The 20,824-nt window shown below is 73.8% G+C and carries 22 protein-coding genes; 9 read left to right on the top strand and 13 right to left on the bottom strand.

Annotated features, from left to right (window positions below; all coding sequences use genetic code 11):
• Positions 1-28: 28 nt before the first annotated feature.
• Complete coding sequence (locus tag ACIQPQ_RS05620; protein WP_383770545.1) at positions 29-679, bottom strand: TetR/AcrR family transcriptional regulator C-terminal domain-containing protein; 651 nt, start codon at positions 677-679, stop codon at positions 29-31.
• Positions 680-752: 73 nt separating this feature from the next.
• Here ACIQPQ_RS05620 and ACIQPQ_RS05615 point away from each other — a divergent pair, with 73 nt between their 5' ends.
• A complete protein-coding gene (locus ACIQPQ_RS05615) occupies positions 753-2,225 on the top strand; it encodes an FAD-dependent monooxygenase (protein ID WP_401300087.1) in 1,473 nt (490 codons plus the stop codon).
• A gap of 48 nt (positions 2,226-2,273) precedes the next feature.
• Here the strand turns inward: ACIQPQ_RS05615 and leuE are convergent, their stop codons facing one another.
• Positions 2,274-2,924, bottom strand: coding sequence for a leucine efflux protein LeuE (gene leuE, locus ACIQPQ_RS05610; RefSeq protein WP_401300085.1), 651 nt, complete (start codon positions 2,922-2,924; stop codon positions 2,274-2,276).
• A 272-nt stretch (positions 2,925-3,196) separates the two neighbouring features.
• Between leuE and ACIQPQ_RS05605 the strand changes: the two genes are divergently transcribed.
• Positions 3,197-4,084 carry a L,D-transpeptidase family protein gene (locus tag ACIQPQ_RS05605; protein WP_401301502.1) on the top strand — a complete coding sequence of 296 codons (888 nt, stop codon included), beginning with the start codon at positions 3,197-3,199 and terminating at the stop codon, positions 4,082-4,084.
• A gap of 168 nt (positions 4,085-4,252) precedes the next feature.
• Here the strand turns inward: ACIQPQ_RS05605 and ACIQPQ_RS05600 are convergent, their stop codons facing one another.
• The 7 genes from ACIQPQ_RS05600 to ACIQPQ_RS05570 form a co-directional block, all read right to left on the bottom strand.
• Entirely contained in the window at positions 4,253-5,461 is a 1,209-nt protein-coding gene (locus ACIQPQ_RS05600; RefSeq protein ID WP_401300082.1) for a hypothetical protein, read from the bottom strand.
• On the bottom strand, positions 5,461-6,120 hold the full coding sequence (locus tag ACIQPQ_RS05595) for an RNA polymerase sigma factor (RefSeq protein ID WP_401301499.1): 660 nt from the start codon (positions 6,118-6,120) through the stop codon (positions 5,461-5,463). The genes ACIQPQ_RS05600 and ACIQPQ_RS05595 overlap by 1 nt, the downstream gene beginning before the upstream one ends.
• Before the next feature lie 327 nt (positions 6,121-6,447).
• Positions 6,448-6,669 (bottom strand): hypothetical protein, encoded by a 222-nt coding sequence (locus ACIQPQ_RS05590; RefSeq protein WP_401300080.1) that lies wholly within the window; start codon positions 6,667-6,669, stop codon positions 6,448-6,450.
• A gap of 76 nt (positions 6,670-6,745) precedes the next feature.
• Positions 6,746-7,345 carry an RNA polymerase sigma factor gene (locus ACIQPQ_RS05585; protein ID WP_401300077.1) on the bottom strand — a complete coding sequence of 200 codons (600 nt, stop codon included), beginning with the start codon at positions 7,343-7,345 and terminating at the stop codon, positions 6,746-6,748.
• A 454-nt stretch (positions 7,346-7,799) separates the two neighbouring features.
• Positions 7,800-8,237, bottom strand: coding sequence for a hypothetical protein (locus ACIQPQ_RS05580; protein ID WP_401300074.1), 438 nt, complete (start codon positions 8,235-8,237; stop codon positions 7,800-7,802).
• Between the two features lie 125 nt (positions 8,238-8,362).
• Positions 8,363-8,944, bottom strand: a complete 582-nt coding sequence (locus ACIQPQ_RS05575) for a hypothetical protein (RefSeq protein ID WP_401300071.1) — start codon at positions 8,942-8,944, stop codon at positions 8,363-8,365.
• A gap of 164 nt (positions 8,945-9,108) precedes the next feature.
• Positions 9,109-10,704: a glycoside hydrolase family 20 protein gene (locus ACIQPQ_RS05570; RefSeq protein WP_401301496.1), complete on the bottom strand. Its 1,596-nt coding sequence runs from the start codon at positions 10,702-10,704 to the stop codon at positions 9,109-9,111.
• A gap of 405 nt (positions 10,705-11,109) precedes the next feature.
• Between ACIQPQ_RS05570 and ACIQPQ_RS05565 the strand changes: the two genes are divergently transcribed.
• The 5 genes from ACIQPQ_RS05565 to ACIQPQ_RS05545 are packed head-to-tail and all read left to right on the top strand — an operon-like array spanning position 11,110 to position 15,294.
• Positions 11,110-11,700, top strand: a complete 591-nt coding sequence (locus ACIQPQ_RS05565; protein ID WP_401300068.1) for a 2-oxo-4-hydroxy-4-carboxy-5-ureidoimidazoline decarboxylase — start codon at positions 11,110-11,112, stop codon at positions 11,698-11,700.
• On the top strand, positions 11,697-12,269 hold the full coding sequence (gene sdhC / locus ACIQPQ_RS05560; RefSeq protein ID WP_401301493.1) for a succinate dehydrogenase, cytochrome b556 subunit: 573 nt from the start codon (positions 11,697-11,699) through the stop codon (positions 12,267-12,269). The genes ACIQPQ_RS05565 and sdhC overlap by 4 nt, the downstream gene beginning before the upstream one ends.
• Positions 12,270-12,274: 5 nt before the next feature.
• Positions 12,275-12,757 (top strand): succinate dehydrogenase hydrophobic membrane anchor subunit, encoded by a 483-nt coding sequence (locus tag ACIQPQ_RS05555; protein WP_383770577.1) that lies wholly within the window; start codon positions 12,275-12,277, stop codon positions 12,755-12,757.
• A gap of 21 nt (positions 12,758-12,778) precedes the next feature.
• Entirely contained in the window at positions 12,779-14,533 is a 1,755-nt protein-coding gene (gene sdhA / locus ACIQPQ_RS05550) for a succinate dehydrogenase flavoprotein subunit (protein WP_401300065.1), read from the top strand.
• The gene (locus tag ACIQPQ_RS05545; RefSeq protein WP_401300062.1) at positions 14,533-15,294 is read left to right on the top strand and encodes a succinate dehydrogenase iron-sulfur subunit; all 762 of its coding nucleotides are present in this window, start codon (positions 14,533-14,535) and stop codon (positions 15,292-15,294) included. Before sdhA ends, ACIQPQ_RS05545 begins: the two co-directional genes overlap by 1 nt.
• A 159-nt stretch (positions 15,295-15,453) precedes the next feature.
• On the opposite strand, the gene ACIQPQ_RS05540 is transcribed toward ACIQPQ_RS05545, so the two are convergent.
• From ACIQPQ_RS05540 to ACIQPQ_RS05530, 3 genes are all read right to left on the bottom strand, one after another.
• Positions 15,454-15,717, bottom strand: coding sequence for a TM2 domain-containing protein (locus ACIQPQ_RS05540; protein WP_401300059.1), 264 nt, complete (start codon positions 15,715-15,717; stop codon positions 15,454-15,456).
• Between the two features lie 300 nt (positions 15,718-16,017).
• Positions 16,018-16,428: a DUF2752 domain-containing protein gene (locus ACIQPQ_RS05535; RefSeq protein ID WP_401300057.1), complete on the bottom strand. Its 411-nt coding sequence runs from the start codon at positions 16,426-16,428 to the stop codon at positions 16,018-16,020.
• Positions 16,421-16,873 carry a TM2 domain-containing protein gene (locus ACIQPQ_RS05530; protein ID WP_383770590.1) on the bottom strand — a complete coding sequence of 151 codons (453 nt, stop codon included), beginning with the start codon at positions 16,871-16,873 and terminating at the stop codon, positions 16,421-16,423. The genes ACIQPQ_RS05535 and ACIQPQ_RS05530 overlap by 8 nt, the downstream gene beginning before the upstream one ends.
• A 161-nt stretch (positions 16,874-17,034) precedes the next feature.
• Here ACIQPQ_RS05530 and ACIQPQ_RS05525 point away from each other — a divergent pair, with 161 nt between their 5' ends.
• Complete coding sequence (locus ACIQPQ_RS05525) at positions 17,035-17,442, top strand: VOC family protein (RefSeq protein WP_383770592.1); 408 nt, start codon at positions 17,035-17,037, stop codon at positions 17,440-17,442.
• Positions 17,443-17,679: 237 nt separating this feature from the next.
• Entirely contained in the window at positions 17,680-18,345 is a 666-nt protein-coding gene (locus ACIQPQ_RS05520) for a TetR family transcriptional regulator (protein WP_401301490.1), read from the top strand.
• A gap of 26 nt (positions 18,346-18,371) precedes the next feature.
• On the opposite strand, the gene ACIQPQ_RS05515 is transcribed toward ACIQPQ_RS05520, so the two are convergent.
• Complete coding sequence (locus tag ACIQPQ_RS05515) at positions 18,372-20,789, bottom strand: MMPL family transporter (RefSeq protein ID WP_401301487.1); 2,418 nt, start codon at positions 20,787-20,789, stop codon at positions 18,372-18,374.
• Between the last annotated feature and the right edge of the window lie 35 nt (positions 20,790-20,824).

Genomic DNA, 20,824 nt, shown 5'->3' with positions numbered 1-20,824 from the left:
AGCCGGGCAGGTCGCCCGTCGGTGAGGGTCAGGCGATGCCGTACCGGGCCGTCACGCCCGCGATGACGAGGTCGAGGCCCTCCGCGAAGTGGCGGCCGTAGTCCTCGAAGATCTCCGCGCCCGCGGCGGCGGCCAGCGGGTGGTCGGCCAGCATCCGGGCCCGTTCGGCCACGTCGTACCCCTCGCGCCGCTCGTCGGGCAGCGGGTGCACGCCCTGCTCCTCGATGACGAAGCCGAGGGTGTAGAGGTACGTCGTCGAGGTCGCGCGGACCGCCTGGGCGAGGGTGAAGCCCGCGGCCGTGAGCAGGCGCAGGCCGTCCTCCATCTGCTCGGCGTGCACCGCGCCCGTGAACCGTGAGCCGCTGAAGACCCGGGCGCCGTCCCGGTAGCCGAGGAGCGCCGCGCGCAGCCCGTGGGCGGTCCGGCGCAGCCGTTCCTGCCAGGTGTCGGCGGGGTCGAGCGGGGTGTCGGCGATCATCCGGCGGTACATCTCGGTGGCCATCTCGTCGAGCAGCGCCTGCTTGTCCTTGAAGTGCCAGTACAGGGCGGGCGCCTTGACGTCCAGCTCGGTGGCGATGGCGCGCAGGGTGAGGCCGTCCAGACCGGTCCGGTTCAGCAGGGTCAGGGCGGTGTCCGCGACCCGCCTGCGGTCGAGGGGCGCGCGTCGTTCCGTGGTCACGCTTGACAGCTTAACGCCATTAAGGGCATCGTCGTGACCGACGGCATTTAACGACGTTAAGGAGAGTGGTGGCATGACGGACGACACGGCGGACCCGACTGCGACGACGGCGCGGGTGGACGTACTCGTGGTGGGGGCGGGTCCCTGCGGGCTGGCGCTCGGCATCGACCTGGCCCGGCGCGGGGTGGACGCGCTGGTGGTGGAGAAGGCCGACGGCCTGTTCCCCGGCTCGCGCGGCAAGGGCATCCAGCCGCGCACCATGGAGGTCTTCGACGACCTCGGCGTCCTGGCGGGCATCCGCGCGGCCGGCGGCCCCTACCCGGTGTCGATGATCTGGCGGGACGGGGTCCGCGTGGGCGAGCACTCCATGTTCGACCCGGCGGAGCCGACCGAGGACGCCCCCTACAACGAGCCCTGGATGGTGCCGCAGTGGCGCACCCAGGAGGTGCTGCACGCGCGGCTGACGGAGTTGGGCGGGCGGGTGGCCTTCGGCCGCGAGGTGATCGGCCTCGACCAGGACGACGACGCGACGGCGACCGGCGGCGGGGACGGGGGCGGGGACGGCGGCCGGGTGACCGTGCGGTTCGCCTCCGGCGGGGACGTGCGGGCGCGGCACGTCGTCGCGGCGGACGGGGGCCGCTCCACGGTCCGCCGTCTGCTCGGCATCGGGATGACCGGCGAGACCGTCGACCCGCGGCCCACGCTGGTCGCGGACGTGCGCGTGACGGGACTGGACCGCGACAACTGGCACGTCTTCCCGCCCCGCGAGGGCGACGACGAGGGCGGTTTCCTGGCGCTCTGCCCGCTCGCGGGCACCGAGGACTTCCAGCTGGCCGCGCAGTTCCCGGAGCACACCCCGCCGGAGGGGGTGGACCTCTCCCTGGACGGCATCCGCAAACTGGTCGCGGCCCGTACGCACCTCGCCCCCGAGGACGTCACCGAGGTGCGCTGGGCCTCGGACTTCCGTCCCCGCGCCGCCCTCGCCGACCGGTTCCGGTCCGGCCGGGTCCTCCTCGCCGGGGACGCGGCGCACGTCCACTCCCCCGCGGGCGGACAGGGCCTCAACACCAGCGTGCAGGACGCCTACAACCTGGGCTGGAAGCTGGGCGCGGTGCTGAGCGGCGCGGCGGACCCGGCCCTGCTGGACACCTACGAGGCGGAGCGGCTGCCCAACGCCGCCGCCATGCTGGGCCTGTCGACCAGCGTGCACCGGGGCGAGACCCGGCGCGGCGACGCCACCCGCCAACTGAACCTGGCCTACCCGGACTCCCCGCTCACCGAGGAGACGCGTCCCGACCCGGGCCCGGTGCGCGCGGGCGACCGCGCCCCCGACGGCACGGTGGACGGCGTACGCCTCTTCGACGCGTTCCGCGGCCCGCACTGGACGCTGCTCACGGTGGACCCGGCCACCCCGCACCCGACGTACGGCGCGGGCGTGTACCTGGTGCGTCCCGACGGCTACGTCGGCTGGGCGGGCGCCTCCGAGGAGGGCGTACGGGCGTACGCGGAGCGGGTGGGCGCGCGGGACGTACGCCGGGTGGGGTGACCGCCGGCGGCGTGGCCGCGGTCGCCCTCCTCGGGCCGGCCGGGCCGGCTACGCGCTGGCGAAGGACAGCTTCACGGCGAAGCCGAGGAACAGCGCGCCGGCCGCGGAGGTGGCACCCGCCGACAGCCGCTTGCGGCGGCGGAAGGCCGCGGCCAGCCTGGTGCCGCCGAAGATCAGGGCGCTGAGGTAGAGGAAGCTCGCGAGCTGGGCGAACGCCCCCAGCACGACGAAGGAGAGCGCCGGGTAGGCGTATCCGGAGTCGACGAACTGAACGAAGAAGGCCACGAAGAAGAGGATCGCCTTCGGGTTGAACAGGCTGATGACGAACGCGCGCCGGAACGGCCGCTCATCGGCACCGGCCACGGGGCCCGCGTCGGCGGCGACCCGCTCGCGCCGGGTCCGCCACATGCCCCACGCGGCCCGCAGCATCCCGATCGCCAGCCAGGTCAGGTACCCGGCGCCCGCGTACTTCACGATGCCGAAGAGCAGGGCGTTGGTCTGGAGCAGGGAGGCGACCCCGGCGGCGGAGAGCGTCATCAGGACGGTGTCCCCGCACCAGACGCCGGCCGCGCCGGTGTATCCGGCCCGTACCCCGCGCCGGGCGGCGACGGACAGGACGTAGAGCGAGTTGGGCCCCGGCAGCAGGACGATCAGCACCAGGCCGGCCAGGTAGGTGGGGAGGTCGATGACACCGAACATGGAAGGGAGTGTCGCACGCACCTACGACAGGTGCTAGGGGCCGTTCGCACCTGACATGGTGTGAGACCGGCGACATCGGGGGCGGGTCGGAGCGCGTACGGCGCGCGGGGCGTGCGATCGGCTCATCGGACGATCCGGTGGACGGGGTTCTCGCGCGGCGCGGCCGGGCGGCCGACCGCCCGTGAGACAGTGCGCGCGTGACACGACGGGGTTCACGCACGCGGACGGACGACACCATCGACAACAGGGGCGCGACGGCCGCGCGCGGGACGCTGTGGGCCGTGGCGGGCGCCGCGGCACTGGCGGCCGTGTGCGGGTGCGCGGTGACACCCGGTCCCGACGGCGCGGCCCGGCCGCCCGCCCGGACCGGCACCCCCTCCCCCGCACCGGCGGCGCCCGCGGCCCCCGCCGCGTCGGCCGACGGGAAGGGGGCGAGCGCCACCCCTTCTACCCACCCCACGGGCAGCGGCACCCCGTCGACCGAGGCTACGGCCACGACGACGGCCTCCCCCTCCCCTACCCCGTCGGCCGCCGTGCTGTGGTCGCGCGGCGACAGCGGGCGGGCGGTCCGCGCGCTCCAGGCCCGGCTGCGCCAGGCGGCCTGGCTCTTCGAGGGGCCGACGGGCACGTACGACGCCCGCACCGAGGAGGCCGTACGCGGCTTCCAGGCGAAGCGGGGGCTGCCGCGCACCGGCGTCACGGACACCGTGACGTGGCGGCGGCTGGAGGGCATGACCCGCGAGCCCGGCGCGTGGGAGCTGTACGCGATGGGCGGCCAGCCCGCCGCCGCGCCCGACCCGCGCTGCCTGACCGGGCGGGTGCTGTGCGTGGACAAGACGAGCCGGACGCTGCGCTGGATGATCGACGGCCGGACCGTGTCGACGATGGCGGTCCGCTTCGGCTCGCAGTACACCCCGACCCGTGAGGGCGTGTTCCGCGTCTACTGGAAGTCCCGCCACCACGTATCGACGCTCTACGACTCCTCGATGCCGTACGCGATGTTCTTCAGCGGCGGCCAGGCCGTGCACTACTCGTCGGACTTCGCGGCCCGGGGCTACGCGGGCGCCTCGCACGGCTGCGTCAACGTCCGGGACGAGGCGGCGATCGCCGCGCTGTTCGCGCAGGTGCGGACCGGGGACAAGGTCGTCGTCTCCTGGTGAGACACCGCCGAGCGGGGCGTCCGGTGGAGTGGGGCGCGGGCGGGACCGGGGGAACGTGTCCCACCCGCGCCGGGTGCACGAGCCGAAGGTACGGGGGGAACCCCGGCTCGGTGCGAGGGCCGATGACCAGTCGGCTTACTCCATACTGCGTCGGCGCCGCCGAAAACGTCACACCCGGGACGGAGCGGTGCGACGCGGGCCGGTGCGCGGCCCGTCCGGAAACCGCTTCCCGCCCGCGCCGTCGTGCACCTGGCCGGGCTTCTTCCACGCGCCGCCGAGGCCGCGCGAGCGGGGACGTTCCCGTTCCCGCTCGCGCTCACGGTCCTTCACACGGTCACGCTTCTTGCCGTCGCCCTTCTTGCCGCCGCCTTTCTTGTCACCCTTCTCTCCGCTGCCCTTCTTCCCGTCGGGTCGGCCGCCGCCGGGGCGGGGCTTCGAGGGGTGGCGGGGGTCGAGGAGGCGGGCGCAGTAGGCCCGGACGAGGGCGCGGCCGCCCGCCCGGCCCTCCAGGGCGCGACGGCGTTCGGGGTCCAGCGTGCGGCCCGCGCCGAAGGCCCGGCAGGCGGTGACCTCGGCGCCCGGACGTCCGGCGGGCGCGCGGTCCGGTACGGCGGGCGGGACCGCCGGGGACGTCCCGCCGGGCGAGCCGCCCGGACCGGGGCGCGCGCCCGCGGCGGCGTCCGGCGGAACCGGCGTACCGGCGCCGGAACCGGCCGACGCGGCGGACTCGGGGGCGGGTGGGGCCGGGGACCGGGAGGGCCCGGGGGTCGCGGCGGCCGGGGAGGAGGCGGTGGCCGGGGAGGGGTCCTGCCGGTCGAACGGCGTGGGCAGGGCGCCGAGTCCGGCGGCGACGAGCCCGCCGACGAGGGTGACGGCCAGCGCGGCGGCGAGTCCGAGCCGGACGGGGCCGCGCCGCCGGGCCGGGCCGGGGCGGGGTGCGGGTCCGCCGATGCGGACGAGTACGGCGGTGTCGGCGCCGTCCTGGGCCCGGGGGGTCGCGGGGGTGACGTCGAGGACGGGCCCCCGCTCGGCGTGGACCTTGCGGAAGGCGGCCAGGGCGGCGGCCTCGCCGGGAAGTTCCTCGTCGTCGGGGACGGACGGGACCGCCAGGGCGGCGAGGGAACCGAGGGCGCGGGCGAGCTGGTCGGCGCGGGCTAGGTGGGCGGGGGCGACAGCGTTGTCCGGGTGATCCGCGATATCCGGGTGATCCGCGTTGTCCGGGTGATCCGCGTTGTCCGGGTGATCCGCGTTGCCTGGGTGGTCCCCGCGCAGCAGGCGTTCCGCCGTGGCGCGGTCGAGCCACCGTCCCGAGGTCCGGTCGGTGGCGGCGCGTGGGGGTGGGCCCTCCTCGGGGTGGGCGCAGCGCTCGTCGGCCATCACATGTCCCTCTGCGTCCGCGCGCTCGCATGCGTCACACCGCCGGACGCCGTCGCGCGGTCGCGGGGTCCCCGCTGGGCGGGCAGGGCGTCCAGCGCTCCGGCCGTGTCGGGGTCGTCGCCGAGGAGTTCGGCCAGTCTGCGCAGGCCGCGGTGGGCGGCGGTACGGACCGCGCCGGGCCGTTTGCCGAGGGTCTCGGCGGCGGTCTTGGCGTCGAGGCCGACGACGACGCGCAGGACGACGGCCTCGGCCTGGTCCTGCGGGAGGCGGGCGATGAGGCCGAGGGTGCGGCCGGTGGCGAGCGCCTCGATGGCCTCGCCCGCGGTGTCGGACTCGGCGGCGCGGCCGGTCAGTTCGGTCTCGTCGCCGACGGCGACGGGGCGGCGCCCGCGCATCCGGATGTGGTCCAGGGCCCGGTTGCGGGCTATCCGGGCGGCCCAGCCGCGGAAGCGGTCGGCGTCGCCGCTGAAGCGTTCCAGGTCGCGCGCTATCTGGAGCCAGGCCTCGGAGGTGACGTCCTCGGCGTCGAGGTCGCCGACGAGGGTGCGGACGTAGCCGAGGAGGCGTGGGTGCACCGCGCGGTACACCGCCCGGAAAGCGTTCTCGTCCCCGTGCTGTGCCGCGAGCACCGCGGCGGTCAGCTCCGCGTCGTCCCCCACGTCGTGGTTCCTCGGGTTGATGGTGCGGTTCACCGACCGCTGGTAGGTCACGGCCGCAGAAGGTCGGGCTCCAGCCGCTCCGCCGTCCGGCGCGAAAGGCACGTTACGACCTGAAACCGCCGGTCGTCCATGTCCGAACAACCTCCGGACAAGCTGCAACTCACTCGTAACGCGCGGGCGGCGCCGGAGTGTGACACAAAACGCACCCCCGACGCTGTAGGGAGTACGGGCCGCCACGCGGCCCGGCGAACGCGACGGCCGGGGTCTCTCCTGTGGGGGGTGGCGACCCCGGCCGTTGCCTTGGTCCCACCGCCTGAGCCTGCGTCGTCACCGCCCCCCGCCCGCCCCTTCCCCCCGCCGCCAGTCGTCCCACCCCCGCGGCAGCGCTCGGTCGGCCCCGGGGGTGGCGCGGGCCGTGCGGAAGGCCTGGAGGGCGTGGTGTTCGCCGGTGGGGTGCGGGGTGCGGAGGGCGGCGGCGAGGAGGGCGGCCACGTGGGCGGGGTCGGCGGCCGTGGAGGGGCGCGGGGCGCTGTCGTCCGTGGGTGTCATCTGGGGTCCGCCCGTCGTGCCGGTGCCGGGCGGAACCGTCCCGCCCCGGAGGGATACGGGTGGCGTCCGGCGGCGTTCATTCCGGTTCCTGCGGCGGTTGGGCGTCGGCGGCGAGGCGGCGGGCCAGTTGGCGCAGGCCGCGGTGGGCCGCCGTACGGACCGCGCCGGGGCGTTTGCCGAGGACGCGGGCGGCGGCGGGGCCGTCGAGGCCGACCACGACCCGCAGGAGGACCGCCTCGGCCTGGTCGGGGGGCAGGGCGCGGACGAGGGCGAGGGCGCGCTCGGTGGAGAGGGCCTCCTCGGCCTGGTCGTGGGTGCTGTGCGGGCCGGGCAGTTCCAGCGCGTCGGGCTCCAGCGCCGCCGGACGCGGCCGCACCCGCAGCCGCCGCAGGTGGTCCAGGGCACGGTGGCGGGCGATGGTCGCGGTCCAGCCCCGGAAGCCCGCGCCGTCGCCCCGGAAGCGGCCGAGGTCGCGGGCGATCTCCAGCCAGGCGTCGGAGGCGACGTCCTCGGCGTCGTCGCCGACGATGCCCCGCAGGTAGCCGAGCAGGCCGGGCTGCACGATCCGGTACGCGACGGCGAACGCGGCCTCGTCGCCGTCCTGGGCCCGCGCGACGGCCGCGCCCAGTTCCCCGTCGTACGCGTGCGCGCGCCGGGGTTCCCCTCCCTGGCCCAAGACTGTCCTCGTTCATCGGGGTGCGTGCGGTGCCGGTGCGGGGAGCGTGCTGTCCGCGCGCGCCGTCCGCGCCGTGCACCCGTACGAGTCCGCCCGCGTCCACGCCCCCACGGGGATCAGCGCCGGGTCCGCCCGAAACGTCACAGGGCGCCGGGGCACCGGCGCGGCCCACCCCCGTGGGACCGTGCCGGTGCGCCCGGCGCGTCCGGGGGCGCACGGCCCCCGCTGTCCCAGCGGACCGCGCCGCCGGATCATCACAGGCGATGACGACGGCGCAGGTCAGGGCGGTCGGAGCCCGGCCCGCCGGTCACCCCAGTCTCGGGTGCCGGGGCCGGGGCGGGCAGGGGTGGTCCCGGCAGTCCGGGCGCGGTCGGGGCTGCCGGGACCGGGCAACGGGCGCTCCCACGGCGGGCGGCGGGTCCCGCGGGTCGGCCACCCCCACCCCGCCCGTACGTCAGCCGCCCGCGCCCGTCGCGTCCCGGCACAGCAGGCGCAGCGAACCGTGGCCGCCGAAGCAGCGGCGGGCCTCGTCGATCGGGTCCCAGAGGCGGCCGTCGGGCGTGCGCACCCAGTGCTCGCCGCCCGTGGCCCACCACTCCCCGCCGGTCTCCCGGACGACCACCTCACCGGCGTACGCGCCGAGCCCGCGCAGCACGACCTCCACGGCGGCGTACGGCGGGTCGTCGCGCCGTAGTTCCTCGATCACCCGGTCGACCCGCCACAGGCTGCGCGGCGAGTGGTCGAGCCGCAGCCGGGCGCCCTCGCGCAGCGCCGCCACGGTGTCCGCCGCCCACCGGACGGGCCGCGCGGCAGCCGTGGGCCTGCCGTCGGGGGGTGCGGCGCCGCCGGGCGCGCCGTGCGGGGCGGCCGGTCCCGTCCCGCCCTGAGTCACGTTCCATGTCACATAGCGAACAGCGAGGTCAGCGCCCTTTCCGTCACCCGTCTCGCGGCGGGTGACGGAATCGGTGCGGGATCGTCGCGGGTTCCCCGCACGACGGTCACAGGAGCGGGGCCCGCTCAGCCCCGGCCGCGGGCCCGCCGGGAGACCACGGCGCGCAGCACGCGCCGCCCTTCGACGGTGACCTCCAGGGCGCGGCGCAGCCCGGCCGGGCCGTGCTCGGCGAGGACGTCGAGGACGACGGCCTGGCGGCGCAGTTCGGCGGCGACCAGCGGCGGCATGTCGTCGGTGCGGCCCGCCCGGCGGTCGTCGACGGGGGCCGGGTCCTCGGCCGGGTCGAGGAGGGCGTGGACGCGCAGGGAGGCGGCCGAGCAGGTGTGGGCCCAGGCGCGCAGCGCGTCGCCGGTCCGGTCGGCGGGGGCGTCCTGGAGCATGCGCCGGGCGAGGACGACCGGCTCGTCGTCCGTTTCCGGGGCCGGGTCCGCCCCGGCGGCGGCCTCGGCGTCCTCCAGCACCGTGCGCGCCTCCTTGAGCAGGGCGCTCCAGTCGGCCGGGTCGGCGGCCTCCGAGAGGCTTCCCCAGAGGGGGCGCAGGACCTCGTCGTCGCCGCCGAGGAGCGGTACGCACCGGTCCAGACAAGCCAGTCCGCTCGCGGCCAGTGCGCGTTCGTCCGCCGCGGCGATGAGGTCCACCAGGCTCATGCACGTCTCCCTGTCCAGGGCTTCCTTCGTCCGGAGCCCTCATTTCCCCGTACTGCGTGCGGCAGCCGGGGAGTGTCACAGGCAACGTACGGCACCTGTTTTCGGCCAGGAAGAGGGGTCGGCCAGGAAGAGGGGCAGGGCGGCAGGGGGGCCGTGGGTGGACGTCAGTCCAGGCGGTCGGCGAGGGCCTTGAACTGTGTCCAGGACAGGTCGGGCGTGCCGGGGTCCCAGAGCTTCTGGACGGTGGCCCGCAGGGGCATCCGGATGCCGGCCGCGACCTGGTCCTGGGTCTGGGAGTTGGCGAGGTCGCACCAGACGGCGAAGGTGCCGCCGAGGATCTGGTCGTCGTAGCGGGCGGCGACGGGGGTGGTGCCGCGCAGGACGCGGGGGGTCCACTGTTCGTAGATGCGCTTGCCGGTCGGGTAGACGAAGGTCTGCGGTTCGCCGAGGACGTAGTACAGGAACTCGTCGTTGTAGTTGACGACCTTGCGGCCCGCGGCGAGGTAGTCGACCGGCGGGCGGGCGCCGATCTCCTTGCCGGTCCAGTAGGCGACCTCCAGGTCGGAGGCGGCCTTGACGGAGGTGTTCCGGAAGAAGCCGTCGTTCCAGGCCCGCATCGTGCGGTCGTGGGGGCGGACGGTGTCGGCGCGGTCGTTGAGCCAGCCGGTGGCGAGGTCGGCGACGCCCGCGCCGGAGCCGTAGCGCTCGCGGGCGGCGGCGGCGAGCTGCGGGTAGGACGCCTCGGGGTCGGAGCGCACGAGGGCCTGGTACTCGTCGCCGCCCAGGTGCCAGCGGCCCTGCGGGAACAGCCCGGTGAACTCGGTCAGCAGCTCGTCGAGGAGGTCGGCCGAGGCCTTCTTGGAGATGTCGATGGCGCCGCGGGTGGCGGCGCCGTCGACGTCGCGGAGCTGGAGGTCGGGGTGGGCGGCGAGGACGGCGCCGAGGTGGCCGGGCGAGTCGATCTCGGGGACGACGGTGATGTGGCGGCTCGCGGCGAGCGCCACGATCTTCTTGACCTGCGCCTTGGTGAGGTGGTTCGCGGAGACGATCTCGGGGTGGGTGTCGGACTGGATGCGGAAGGCCTGGTCGTCGGAGAAGTGCAGGCCGATCTCGTTGAACTTGAGGTCGCCCAGCTCCCGGACCCGGTCCTCGATCCAGCCCGCCGAGAACGGCTTGCGGGCGATGTCCAGCATGAACCCGCGGCGCGGCTTGGCGGGTTCGTCGCGCACCACGCCCTCGGGTGCGGTGCCGCCGCCGTGGACCTCCTGCTTGAGGGTGCGGGTGCCGTAGAAGACGCCCGCGTCGGACGGCCCGCTGACGGTGACCTGCCCGCCGCGCACGGTCATCGTGTACGACTCCGGGTTCGCGCCCTTGCCCGCGTTGAGCGCCAGGCGCAGGTCCCCGGCGCGTACGTCGTCCTTCTCGCCCGCGTACGTCATGCCCAGCTCGCCCGCTATGAGGCGGCCCTCGTCGGCAAGGGCGGCGTCGGCGACGACGACCCGGTGTCCGGCGGCGGGGCGCCAGCCGGGGCCGCGGGCCGGGGTGTGCGCGCGGACGGCGGGGATGGTCCGCGGCGCCTTGGAGAGGGGGTAGGAGCGGGTCGGGCTGGGGGTCGGGGTGGGAGCGGCGGCGGACCGGGAGGCGCTCGTGCCGTCGGCGGCGGGCGCGGCGGCCGATCCGGAGGGGGCACTGTCGCCGCCGTCGGCGGCGGCCCAGACGCCGATGCCCGCGCCGAGGACGACGACGAGTCCCCCGGCCACGAGGGCCCGTCGTACGGTCCGGTCCTGGGGCCTGCTGCGCGGCGCGCGCCGCCGGTGCCTGTGCCTGCTCACCCCGCCAACCTACGGCCCCGGGTCGGCCGGAGCGCGCCGAACGGGTGTCGAACAGGATTCGAACGAAAGCTTTCGCGGCAGCCGGAACAGCACCGAAGGAGTCCACCACCCGTTCCGAAACTCTCTCGTCCGAGTGAAATTCACGCATCCTTCGGACGCGTCATGACCACACTCGATAACGTGGCGTCACATCTTTCACCACGCCCCCGTCCACCCCGGGCGCCCCGGACCGTACCGGTCGCCCCGTTCGTGACGTGAGGACCCACGCTGTCAGCGCACCGCTCCCTCCCGCTCTCCACCGCACCGGGCACCCCGGTCGCCTCCGCCGCCCCGGTGGTCGTCCCGGTCGCCCCTGTCGTCCTGGCGGCCCGCACGGCGCTGCCGGAGCAGCCCCGCACGCCCCGGACCCCGTCGGCGGACACGTCGCCGCTGGACCGGTTCAACGGCATGCCCGCCGAAGCGGCCCACGCGGCCCTGCTCGACTGCCTGCACAGCCCGCGCTGGGCCCGGCGGATCGCGGAGCACCGGCCCTACCCGACCCCGGACGCGCTGCTCGCCGCCGCCGAGGAGGCGGCCTACGACCTGAGCCCGGCCGATCTGGCGGAGGCGCTGGCCGCCGAGTCGCTGCCCGCGCTGCCGCAGGACGCCTACAGCGCGGCCCACACCGCGCTGCGCGCCGCCCACGCCGCCTACGAGGCCCGCTTCGGGCACGCCTTCGTGATCTACCTGGGCGCCACCCCGCCCGCCGAGGTCCCCGACCGCATCCTGGAGCGGATCGGGTCACGATTGGCGAACGATCCCGACAGCGAGCGGGAGGAGGCCGCCGAGGAACTGCGGCGGCTCGCCCGCGGACGCCTGAGCCGCCTGCTGCGGGACGCGTCCAACTACGCGACCAGGCACAACGACCCCGCAGCCGGTGCATAACGGGACACTCCCGCCCGGACGGCCCCACCACTCGGCCATCCGCGTGCCACTTTGATCACACCGGTAGGCCCCCCGTAAGTGCAGCCCCGGGGCGTCGCTACGATGCTGGGGGCCGGTGGACCGTACCCGGCCGGGCCCGTCCGACACCGAAGCCGGCCGGCCCTGATCCCCGCTCCCGGAGGGCTTCCGTGCCGGCTGGAACGCTGTACCGCGGCCGGGAAGGAATGTGGTCCTGGGTGGCTCATCGAGTCACCGGCGTCCTCATCTTCTTCTTCCTGTTCGTACACGTCCTGGACACCGCACTCGTGCGTGTCTCACCCGAGGACTACGACAAGGTCGTAGCCACGTACAAGACCCCGATCGTCGCCCTGCTGGAATACGGCCTCGTCGCGGCCATCCTCTTCCACGCACTCAACGGTCTGCGCGTCATCGCCGTCGACTTCTGGTCGAAGGGCCCGCGCTACCAGAAGCAGATGCTGTGGACCGTCGTCGGCATCTGGGTCGTGCTGATGGCCGGGGCGCTCTACCCCGTCCTCGGCCACGCCGCTCGTGAAGTCTTCGGGAGCTGAGACAGATGGCCACCACCGAAACCCCCGCTTCCGGGATCGGCCCCGTCGAGGGCGCGTCCCTGTACGACGTCGACCACCCGGCGCCGCTGATCGAGGCCCCGCGCAAGCGCACCAAGAAGACCCCCCGGTCCACCCGGGGCAACTTCGAGATGGCCGCCTGGCTGTTCATGCGCCTCTCCGGCGTCGTCCTCGTCGTCCTGGTCATCGGCCACCTGCTGATCCAGCTGGTGCTGGACGGCGGCGTCTCCAAGATCGGCTTCGCCTTCGTGGCGGGCCGCTGGGCCTCGCCGTTCTGGCAGGTCTGGGACCTGCTGATGCTCTGGCTGGCGATGCTGCACGGCGCCAACGGCCTGCGCACGGTCATCAACGACTACGCGGAGCGCGCGAACACCCGGCTCTGGCTCAAGGGCCTGCTCTACACCGCCACGGTGTTCACCATCCTGCTGGGCACGCTGGTGATCTTCACCTTCGACCCGAACATCCGCTAGGCACGGGGCTGAGGCAACGACATGAAGATCCACAAGTACGACACCGTCATCGTCGGCGCCGGTGGCGCCGGAATGCGCGCCGCCATCGAGTCGACGAAGCGCAGCCGCACCGCGGTGCTCACCAAGCTCTACCCCACCCGCTCCCACACGGGCGCCGCGCAGGGCGGCATGGCCGCCGCGCTGGCCAACGTGGAGGAGGACAACTGGGAGTGGCACACCTTCGACACGGTCAAGGGCGGTGACTACCTGGTCGACCAGGACGCCGCCGAGATCCTGGCGAAGGAGGCCATCGACGCCGTCCTCGACCTGGAGAAGATGGGCCTGCCGTTCAACCGCACCCCGAACGGCACCATCGACCAGCGCCGCTTCGGCGGGCACTCCCGCAACCACGGCGAGGCCCCGGTCCGCCGGTCCTGCTACGCCGCGGACCGCACCGGCCACATGATCCTCCAGACGCTGTACCAGAACTGCGTCAAGGAGGGCGTGGAGTTCTTCAACGAGTTCTACGTCCTGGACCAGCTGATCACCGAGGTCGACGGCGTCAAGAAGTCCGCCGGTGTGGTCGCCTACGAGCTGGCCACCGGCGAGATCCACGTCTTCCAGGCGAAGGCCGTGATCTACGCGTCCGGCGGCACCGGCAAGTTCTTCAAGGTGACCTCCAACGCGCACACCCTGACCGGTGACGGGCAGGCCGCCGTGTACCGGCGCGGACTGCCGCTGGAGGACATGGAGTTCTTCCAGTTCCACCCGACCGGCATCTGGCGCATGGGCATCCTGCTGACGGAGGGCGCCCGCGGTGAGGGCGGCATCCTCCGCAACAAGGACGGCGAGCGCTTCATGGAGAAGTACGCGCCGGTCATGAAGGACCTCGCGTCGCGGGACGTCGTCTCGCGCTCCATCTACACGGAGATCCGCGAGGGCCGCGGCTGCGGTCCCGAGGGCGACCACGTCTACCTCGACCTCACCCACCTGCCGCCGGAGCAGCTCGACGCCAAGCTGCCGGACATCACCGAGTTCGCGCGGACCTACCTGGGCATCGAGCCGTACACCGACCCGATCCCGATCCAGCCCACCGCGCACTACGCGATGGGCGGCATCCCGACCAACGTCGAGGGCGAGGTGCTCTGCGACAACACGACCGTCGTGCCGGGCCTGTACGCCGCCGGCGAGGTCGCGTGTGTGTCGGTGCACGGCGCCAACCGCCTCGGCACCAACTCGCTGCTGGACATCAACGTGTTCGGCCGCCGGGCGGGCATCGCCGCCGCCGAGTACGCGCAGAAGGCGGCCTTCGTCGAGCTGCCGGAGGACCCCGCGTCCCTGGTGCGCGACCAGATCGAGCACCTGCGGGCCTCCACGGGCACCGAGCGGGTGGCGGTGCTGCGCCGCGAACTCCAGGAGACCATGGACGCCAACGTCATGGTGTTCCGCACCGAGCAGACGATCAAGACCGCGGTGGAGAAGATCGCCGAACTGCGCGAGCGCTACCGCAACGTGGCGATCCAGGACAAGGGGCGGCGCTTCAACACCGACCTGCTGGAGGCCGTCGAGCTGGGCAACCTGCTCGACCTGGCCGAGGTCATGGCCGTCTCGGCGCTCGCCCGCAAGGAGTCCCGCGGCGGTCACTACCGCGAGGACTACCCCAACCGGGACGACGTCAACTTCATGCGCCACACCATGGCGTACCGCGAGGTCGGCGGTGACGGCACCGAGTCCATCCGTCTCGACTACAAGCCGGTCGTCCAGACCCGCTACCAGCCGATGGAGCGTAAGTACTGATGGCAACTCCCGTTCTGGACAAGGTCGAGGCGGAGTCCGCGGCCTCTCCGTACATCACGGTCACCTTCCGTGTCCGCCGGTTCAACCCGGAGGTCTCCGCGGAGGCCACCTGGCAGGACTTCCAGCTGGAGATCGACCCCAAGGAACGCGTCCTCGACGGCCTCCACAAGATCAAGTGGGACCTCGACGGCACGCTGACCTTCCGGCGGTCCTGCGCCCACGGCATCTGCGGCTCCGACGCGATGCGGATCAACGGCAAGAACCGGCTGGCCTGCAAGACGCTGATCAAGGACATCAACCCGGACAAGCCGATCACGGTCGAGCCCATCAAGGGCCTCACGGTCCTGAAGGACCTCGTGGTCGACATGGAGCCGTTCTTCCAGGCGTACCGGGACGTGATGCCGTTCCTGATCACCAAGGAGACCAACGAGCCGACGCGTGAGCGGCTCCAGACGGCCGAGGACCGGGAGCGCTTCGACGACACCACGAAGTGCATCCTGTGCGCCGCGTGCACGTCCTCGTGCCCGGTCTTCTGGAACGACGGGCAGTACTTCGGCCCGGCGGCGATCGTCAACGCGCACCGCTTCATCTTCGACTCGCGCGACGAGGCCGGTGAGCAGCGCCTGGAGATCCTGAACGACCGGGACGGCGTGTGGCGTTGCCGTACGACGTTCAACTGCACGGACGCCTGCCCGCGCGGCATCGAGGTCACCAAGGCGATCCAGGAGGTGAAGCGGGCGCTGATCACGCGCCGCTTCTGACCTGTGGACCCCGCGGTCACCGGCCCGTCCGGTGACCCGCCGCGCACACGCCGAGGGCCCCGCTCCAGCTACGGAAGCGGGGCCCTCGGCGTGCGGCCGGTCGGGCGGGCGGGCCCGGCCGGGGTCCGGACGGCGGCGCGGCCGGTCCGGGGCGACGGCTCAGCCGCGCAGGACGCGGCCCTGCTTGTCGGTGCGGTCGTTGCTCGTCAGGAACAGGATGCCGTCGATCAGCGCCCAGACACCGAGGCCACCGCAGGTGAGGAGCTGGGCGACACCGACGCCGACGGAGCCGACGTAGAAGCGGCCGATGCCGAGGGTGCCGAGGAAGAGCTGGAGGATGCCCGCGACGATCTTCGACTTGTCGGAGTACGGGCGGCCGAGCGGGTCGACACCGTAGGGGGCGTCAGGGGTGGGGACGGTCATGAGTACTGCTCCTGGATCGCTTGCGGGAACTACGGAACCGGAGCTGGATGCTCCGGAACGGGGAGTCCAGGAGGGACCGCGCACCGCGGCCGGGCCGTCCACGCGGCGTGGACCGGCATACGCGAAAACCTGCGCCGACCTGAGTCGGCGACCCCCGCACGCCTTTCGGCCATGCGGACGTCCCCCCTGTCCGCGTGAGCCTAGAGAGACGCGCGGGAGAAAAGGGAGAGGGGGCGAACTATCGTTCCCATCCCGTGATCAAAACAGGTCAACCCCGGTGCGGCGGGAACGATCCGGCGGTCAGCGGAGGTTGCGGACCACGGTCCAGGTGACGGCGAGGCCGAGGATCACGGCCTGGCCGCGCACCCCGATCGCGGGGCGCCAGCGCCGTCCGCGCAGCCCCTCCGCCATCCAGCGGCCGAGCAGCGCCAGCGCGAAGGGCGCCGCCAGCAGCAGCGCCCGGTTGTCCGCCCAGGCGGCGGCGAACTGACCGTGCATCAGGTCGTACGTCATCCGGGTGCCGCCGCAGGCCGGGCAGAGCAGCCCGGTGACGAAGCGGAACGGGCACCGGGGCAGCAGGTGGCCCGGCTCGTGCGGGTCGGTGACGTACAGGTGGGCGGAGCCCGCGAGCCCGGCGGCCAGCACCGCGAGAGGTGCCGCCGCCGGGTGCCGCAGGAGGGAGAGCCGCGCTCCGCCCACCAGGTCAGCCACGCAGGATCCGGCCCTGGGCGTCGGTCTTGTCGTTGCTGGTCAGCAGGATGATGCCGTCGACCAGCGCCCAGATGCCGAGGCCGCCGCAGGTGAAGAGCTGGGCGAGGCCGAGCCCGACGTGGCCGATGTAGAACCGGCCGACGCCGAAGGTGCCCAGGAAGAGCTGGAGGATACCGGCGACGATCTTCGACTTGTCGGAGAGCGGGCGCCCGTAGGCGTCGTAGCCGTAGGGGGCGTTGGGGTCACCGGTGGGGTAACCGGGGGGCGGGGGCGGCGGGTAGCCGCCCGGCTGGGGGCCCTGCGGCGGGCCGTAGCCGCCCTGGGGCTGACCGGCCTGCGGGTACCCGTAGGGGCCGGGCTGCCCGTAGGGGCCGCCGGGGCCCGCCTGCGGGTACCCGTATCCGGGCTGAGGGGGCTGCTGCGGCTGGTGCGGCTGTTCGGTCACGGTGACTTCTCTCCCAGGGACCAGATCATCGGATGTACGACACATTGAGGTGAGTGCAGGTCATCTTGCAGGAAAAGGGCGGCCTCTAGGAAGCCGGGCCGGTGGGACCGGCCGTCGACGCAATGCCCGATTCCTTAACTCCTGTCACCTATTGTGACGTTATGTCAGATGACGAGTCCTACGAACTGCTCGGGTTCGACAACGTGGTGCTGCCCGTAGGGGATCTCACCGAGGCCGTGAGGTTCTACGAGGAGGCCGGTTTCGCGGTGGCGTTCCGCTTCGACGAGGCCGGGATCGCACTGCTGAAGGTCGGCGCCGAGACCCCCGGTCTGCTGCTGCGCGTGGAGGACGGGCTCGGCCACCGGCCGCCCACCTGGCCCTCGCCGCGCATCTGGCTGGAGGTCCCGGACGCCCGTACGGCGGCCCGCGCCCTGGCCGCCGCCGGGATCGCCCTCCTCGACGAGCCCTTCTCGGTGGCCACCGGCTGGACCGTGGAGGTCGCCGACCCCTGGGGCAACCTCCTGGGCTTCACCGACTACACCCGCCGCCCGGAACTGGGCCGGGCCTGAGAGGCGGGGGGGCGGGGCGGGCGGGGCAGGGCGAAGGTGCGGGACCCGGTGGAGGTCGGGGCGGGGCTGCGGACAGGCCCGTGGGGCCGGGCTGGTTAGGCTCGGTGGGTGCCCGTGAACAGCGAAGGCCCCGCCGGGGCCGCCCCGCCGCCCCCGCCCCCGTCGTCCGGAGGGTCCGCCGCGCCGGGTGCGCTCTCCAAATCGGAGCAGACCCGCGCGCTGATCCTGGAGACGGCGATGCGGCTCTTCCAGGAGCGCGGGTACGACCGCACGACGATGCGGGCCATCGCGCAGGAGGCCGGGGTCTCGGTCGGCAACGCCTACTACTACTTCGCGGGCAAGGAGCACCTGATCCAGGGCTTCTACGACCGGCTCGCCGCCGAGCACCGGGCCGCGATCACCGGCCTGCTGGCCCGGGAGACCTCTCTGGAGGCGCGGCTGGCGGGCGTGCTGCGGATCTGGCTGGACGTGGCGACGCCGTACCACGAGTTCGCGGTGCAGTTCTTCAAGAACGCCGCCGACCCCGACAGCCCGCTCAGTCCCTTCTCCCCCGAGTCGCGGCGGGCCCGCGAGGAGGCGATCGCCGTCCACCGGGAGGTGCTCGCCGGGTCCAAGGCGAAGGTTCCGGCGGAGCTGCGGGAGGCGCTGCCCGAGCTGATGTGGCTCTCGCAGATGGGCCTCGTCCTGTACTGGATCTTCGACCGCACCGAGGGCCGCGAGCGCAGCTACCGGCTCGCCGAGCGCGGGGCGCGCCTCACCGCGCGCGGGGTGACGCTGGCCCGCTTCCGGGTGCTGCGCCCGCTGGTGCAGGAGGTGCACGAGCTGTTCACCGACTTCCTGCCGGGGATGACGAAGGCACTGCCGGACCCGGCGGCCCGGTCCGGGACCGGGCCGCCGGGATAGCGCGCGGGGCGCGTCAGCGGGGCGTGTCAGCGGGGGGCGTCGGCCCCGTCGGACGCCAGTTCCACGTCGTACACCAGAGGTTCGCCGGTGACGATCACCTGGCGGGCGCGGGAGGTGTACGCGGGGGCCGTCGTCGCCAGGAGGTAGGTGCCCGGACCGGGGACGGACAGGATGTAGGAGCCGTCGGCGAGGGAGAGGACCCGGTCGAGCTGGCGGCCGCCCTTGGACATCAGGGTGACCGCGGCGCCCTGGACGGGGTCACCGGCCGGGTCGCGGACGAAGCCGTGCACGACGCTCGCCGGGCCGTCCGCCGCGCCCTGCGGCTCCACGGCCTCCTCGGCGGGCTCCACCGCGAGGTGCGGCAGCCGCTTCTCCAGCCAGGTCGGCAGCCACCAGTTGGCGTCGCCGAGCAGGTGCATCGCGGCCGGGACGAGCGCCGTGCGCAGCACGAACGCGTCCAGCGCGACCGCCGCGGCGAGGCCGACGCCCGCCATCGCCGCGTTCTGGTCGCCGCTGAGCACGAACGCCAGGAAGACGCAGACCATGATGAGGGCGGCCGAGTTGATGACGCGGCTGGTCTCGGCGAGGCCGACCCGGACCGCGCGGGCGTTGTCGCGGGTGTGCACCCACTCCTCGTGCATCCGGCTGACCAGGAACACCTGGTAGTCCATGGAGAGGCCGAAGAGCAGCGACAGCATGATCACCGGCAGGAAGGCGTTGATCGGGCCCTCCTTGCCGAGGCCGAGCAGTTCCAGGCCCCAGCCCCACTGGTAGACGGCGACCAGGACACCGAACGAGGCCGCCGCCGCGACCAGGTTCATCACGGCCGCCGTCAGCGGCACCACCAGCGAGCGGAACGCCAGCAGCAGGAGCAGGAAGCCGAGGCCGATGATGGTGGCGACGAACAGCGGCAGCCGGTCGCCGGTGACGGTGGCGAAGTCCTTGGAGACGGCGGTGACCCCGCCGACGTGCGCCTCGGCCCCGGCGTCGGGGATGACGTCGTCGCGGAGGGTGTCGATGAGCCGGTCGGTCTCGACGGACTGCGGGGACGTCGTCGGCACCACCTGGACGACGGTGACGCCGTTGGCGGGCGGCAGCGCGACGACCTGGGCGACCCCGTCGGTGGCCTCGATGCCGGTGACCAGCGCGGCGGCGTCGCCCTTCGCGACGACGACCTGGAGCGGCCCGTTGAAGCCCGGCCCGAAGCCCTCGGCGAGCAGGTCGTAGGCCTGCCGGGTGGTCGTGGTGGTGTCGTCGTTGCCCTGGTCGGTGGCGCCGAGGCGCAGCGACAGCACGGGGATCGCGAGGACCGCCATGACGGCCAGGGCGAGCACGGCGATCGTGCGGGGGCGCTTCTGCACGGTGGCCGACCAGCGGGCGGCGGGACCGCTCGCCTTCTCCTGCTCCGGCCCCTGCTCCGCCAGCAGGCGGCGCTGCTTGCGGCTGAGGACGCGCGGGCCGAGGAAGCCGAGCAGGGCGGGCAGCAGCGTGGTGGCGGCCAGGACGCTGAGGACGACGGTGAGGGAGGTGCCGATGACGACGCCGTCGAGGAAGCGCAGGTTCGTCACCAGCATCCCGGCGAGGGCGATGCAGACGGTGCCGCCCGCGAACAGCACGGCCCGGCCGGAGGTGTTGAGGGCGACGACCGCCGCCTCCTCCGGGTCGAGGCCGCGCAGGACGCCCTTGCGGTGGCGGGTGACGATGAAGAGGGCGTAGTCGATGCCGACGCCGAGGCCGATCAGGGAGGCGAGCAGCGGCGCCAGGTCGGGGATGTCGGTGACGTGGCTGAGGAGCTGGGTGGAGAACAGGCCGGTGCCGACGCCGAAGACGGCCACCGCGAGGGGCAGCAGCATCGCGAAGAGGGAGCCGAAGGCGAGGAACAGCACGATCGCCGCGGCGCCGAGGCCGACCAGTTCGGCGAGGCCGGTGGGCGGTTCCTGGACCCGCAGGATGGCCTGTCCGCCGAGTTCGACGTCGAGTCCGTCCGTACGGGCCCCCTGGGCGGTGTCGACGACGTCCTCGACGAGTTCCTTGGGCACGGCGTTGGCCTGGTCGGTGAAGGTGACCTGCGCGTACGCGATCGTGCCGTCGCGGCTGATCTGGGCCGCGCCCGCCTCGCCCGCGTAGGGGCTGGTCACGCCGCCGACGCCCTTCATCTTGCCGATCTCGTCGAGGACGGGCCGGAGCCGGTCCTGGACGGCCGCGTCGCGCACCGAGCCGAACGCGTCGCCGTCCACCTTCCACACCACCGTGTCGGTGTCCCCGGAGCGCTCCGGGAACGCCTTCTCCATCAGGTCGTAGGCCTTCTTGGAGTCGGTGTCGGGGAGGGAGAACACGTTCGCGTAGTCCGTGCCCGCGGACGAGGACGAGAAGCCCAGTCCGCCCAGCACGCCCAGCCACACCACCAGGACCACCCACCGGTGCCGATAGCACCATCGCGCCAATGCCGCCACGCCCAAGCTCCTTCGTCGTCCGATCG

The sequence above is a fragment of the Streptomyces sp. NPDC091281 genome, assembly GCF_044757425.1.
Classification (GTDB): Bacteria; Actinomycetota; Actinomycetes; order Streptomycetales; family Streptomycetaceae; genus Streptomyces.
The sequence above is the reverse complement of the archived record's forward strand: the minus strand, read 5'-3'. Positions and strand labels throughout refer to the sequence as shown.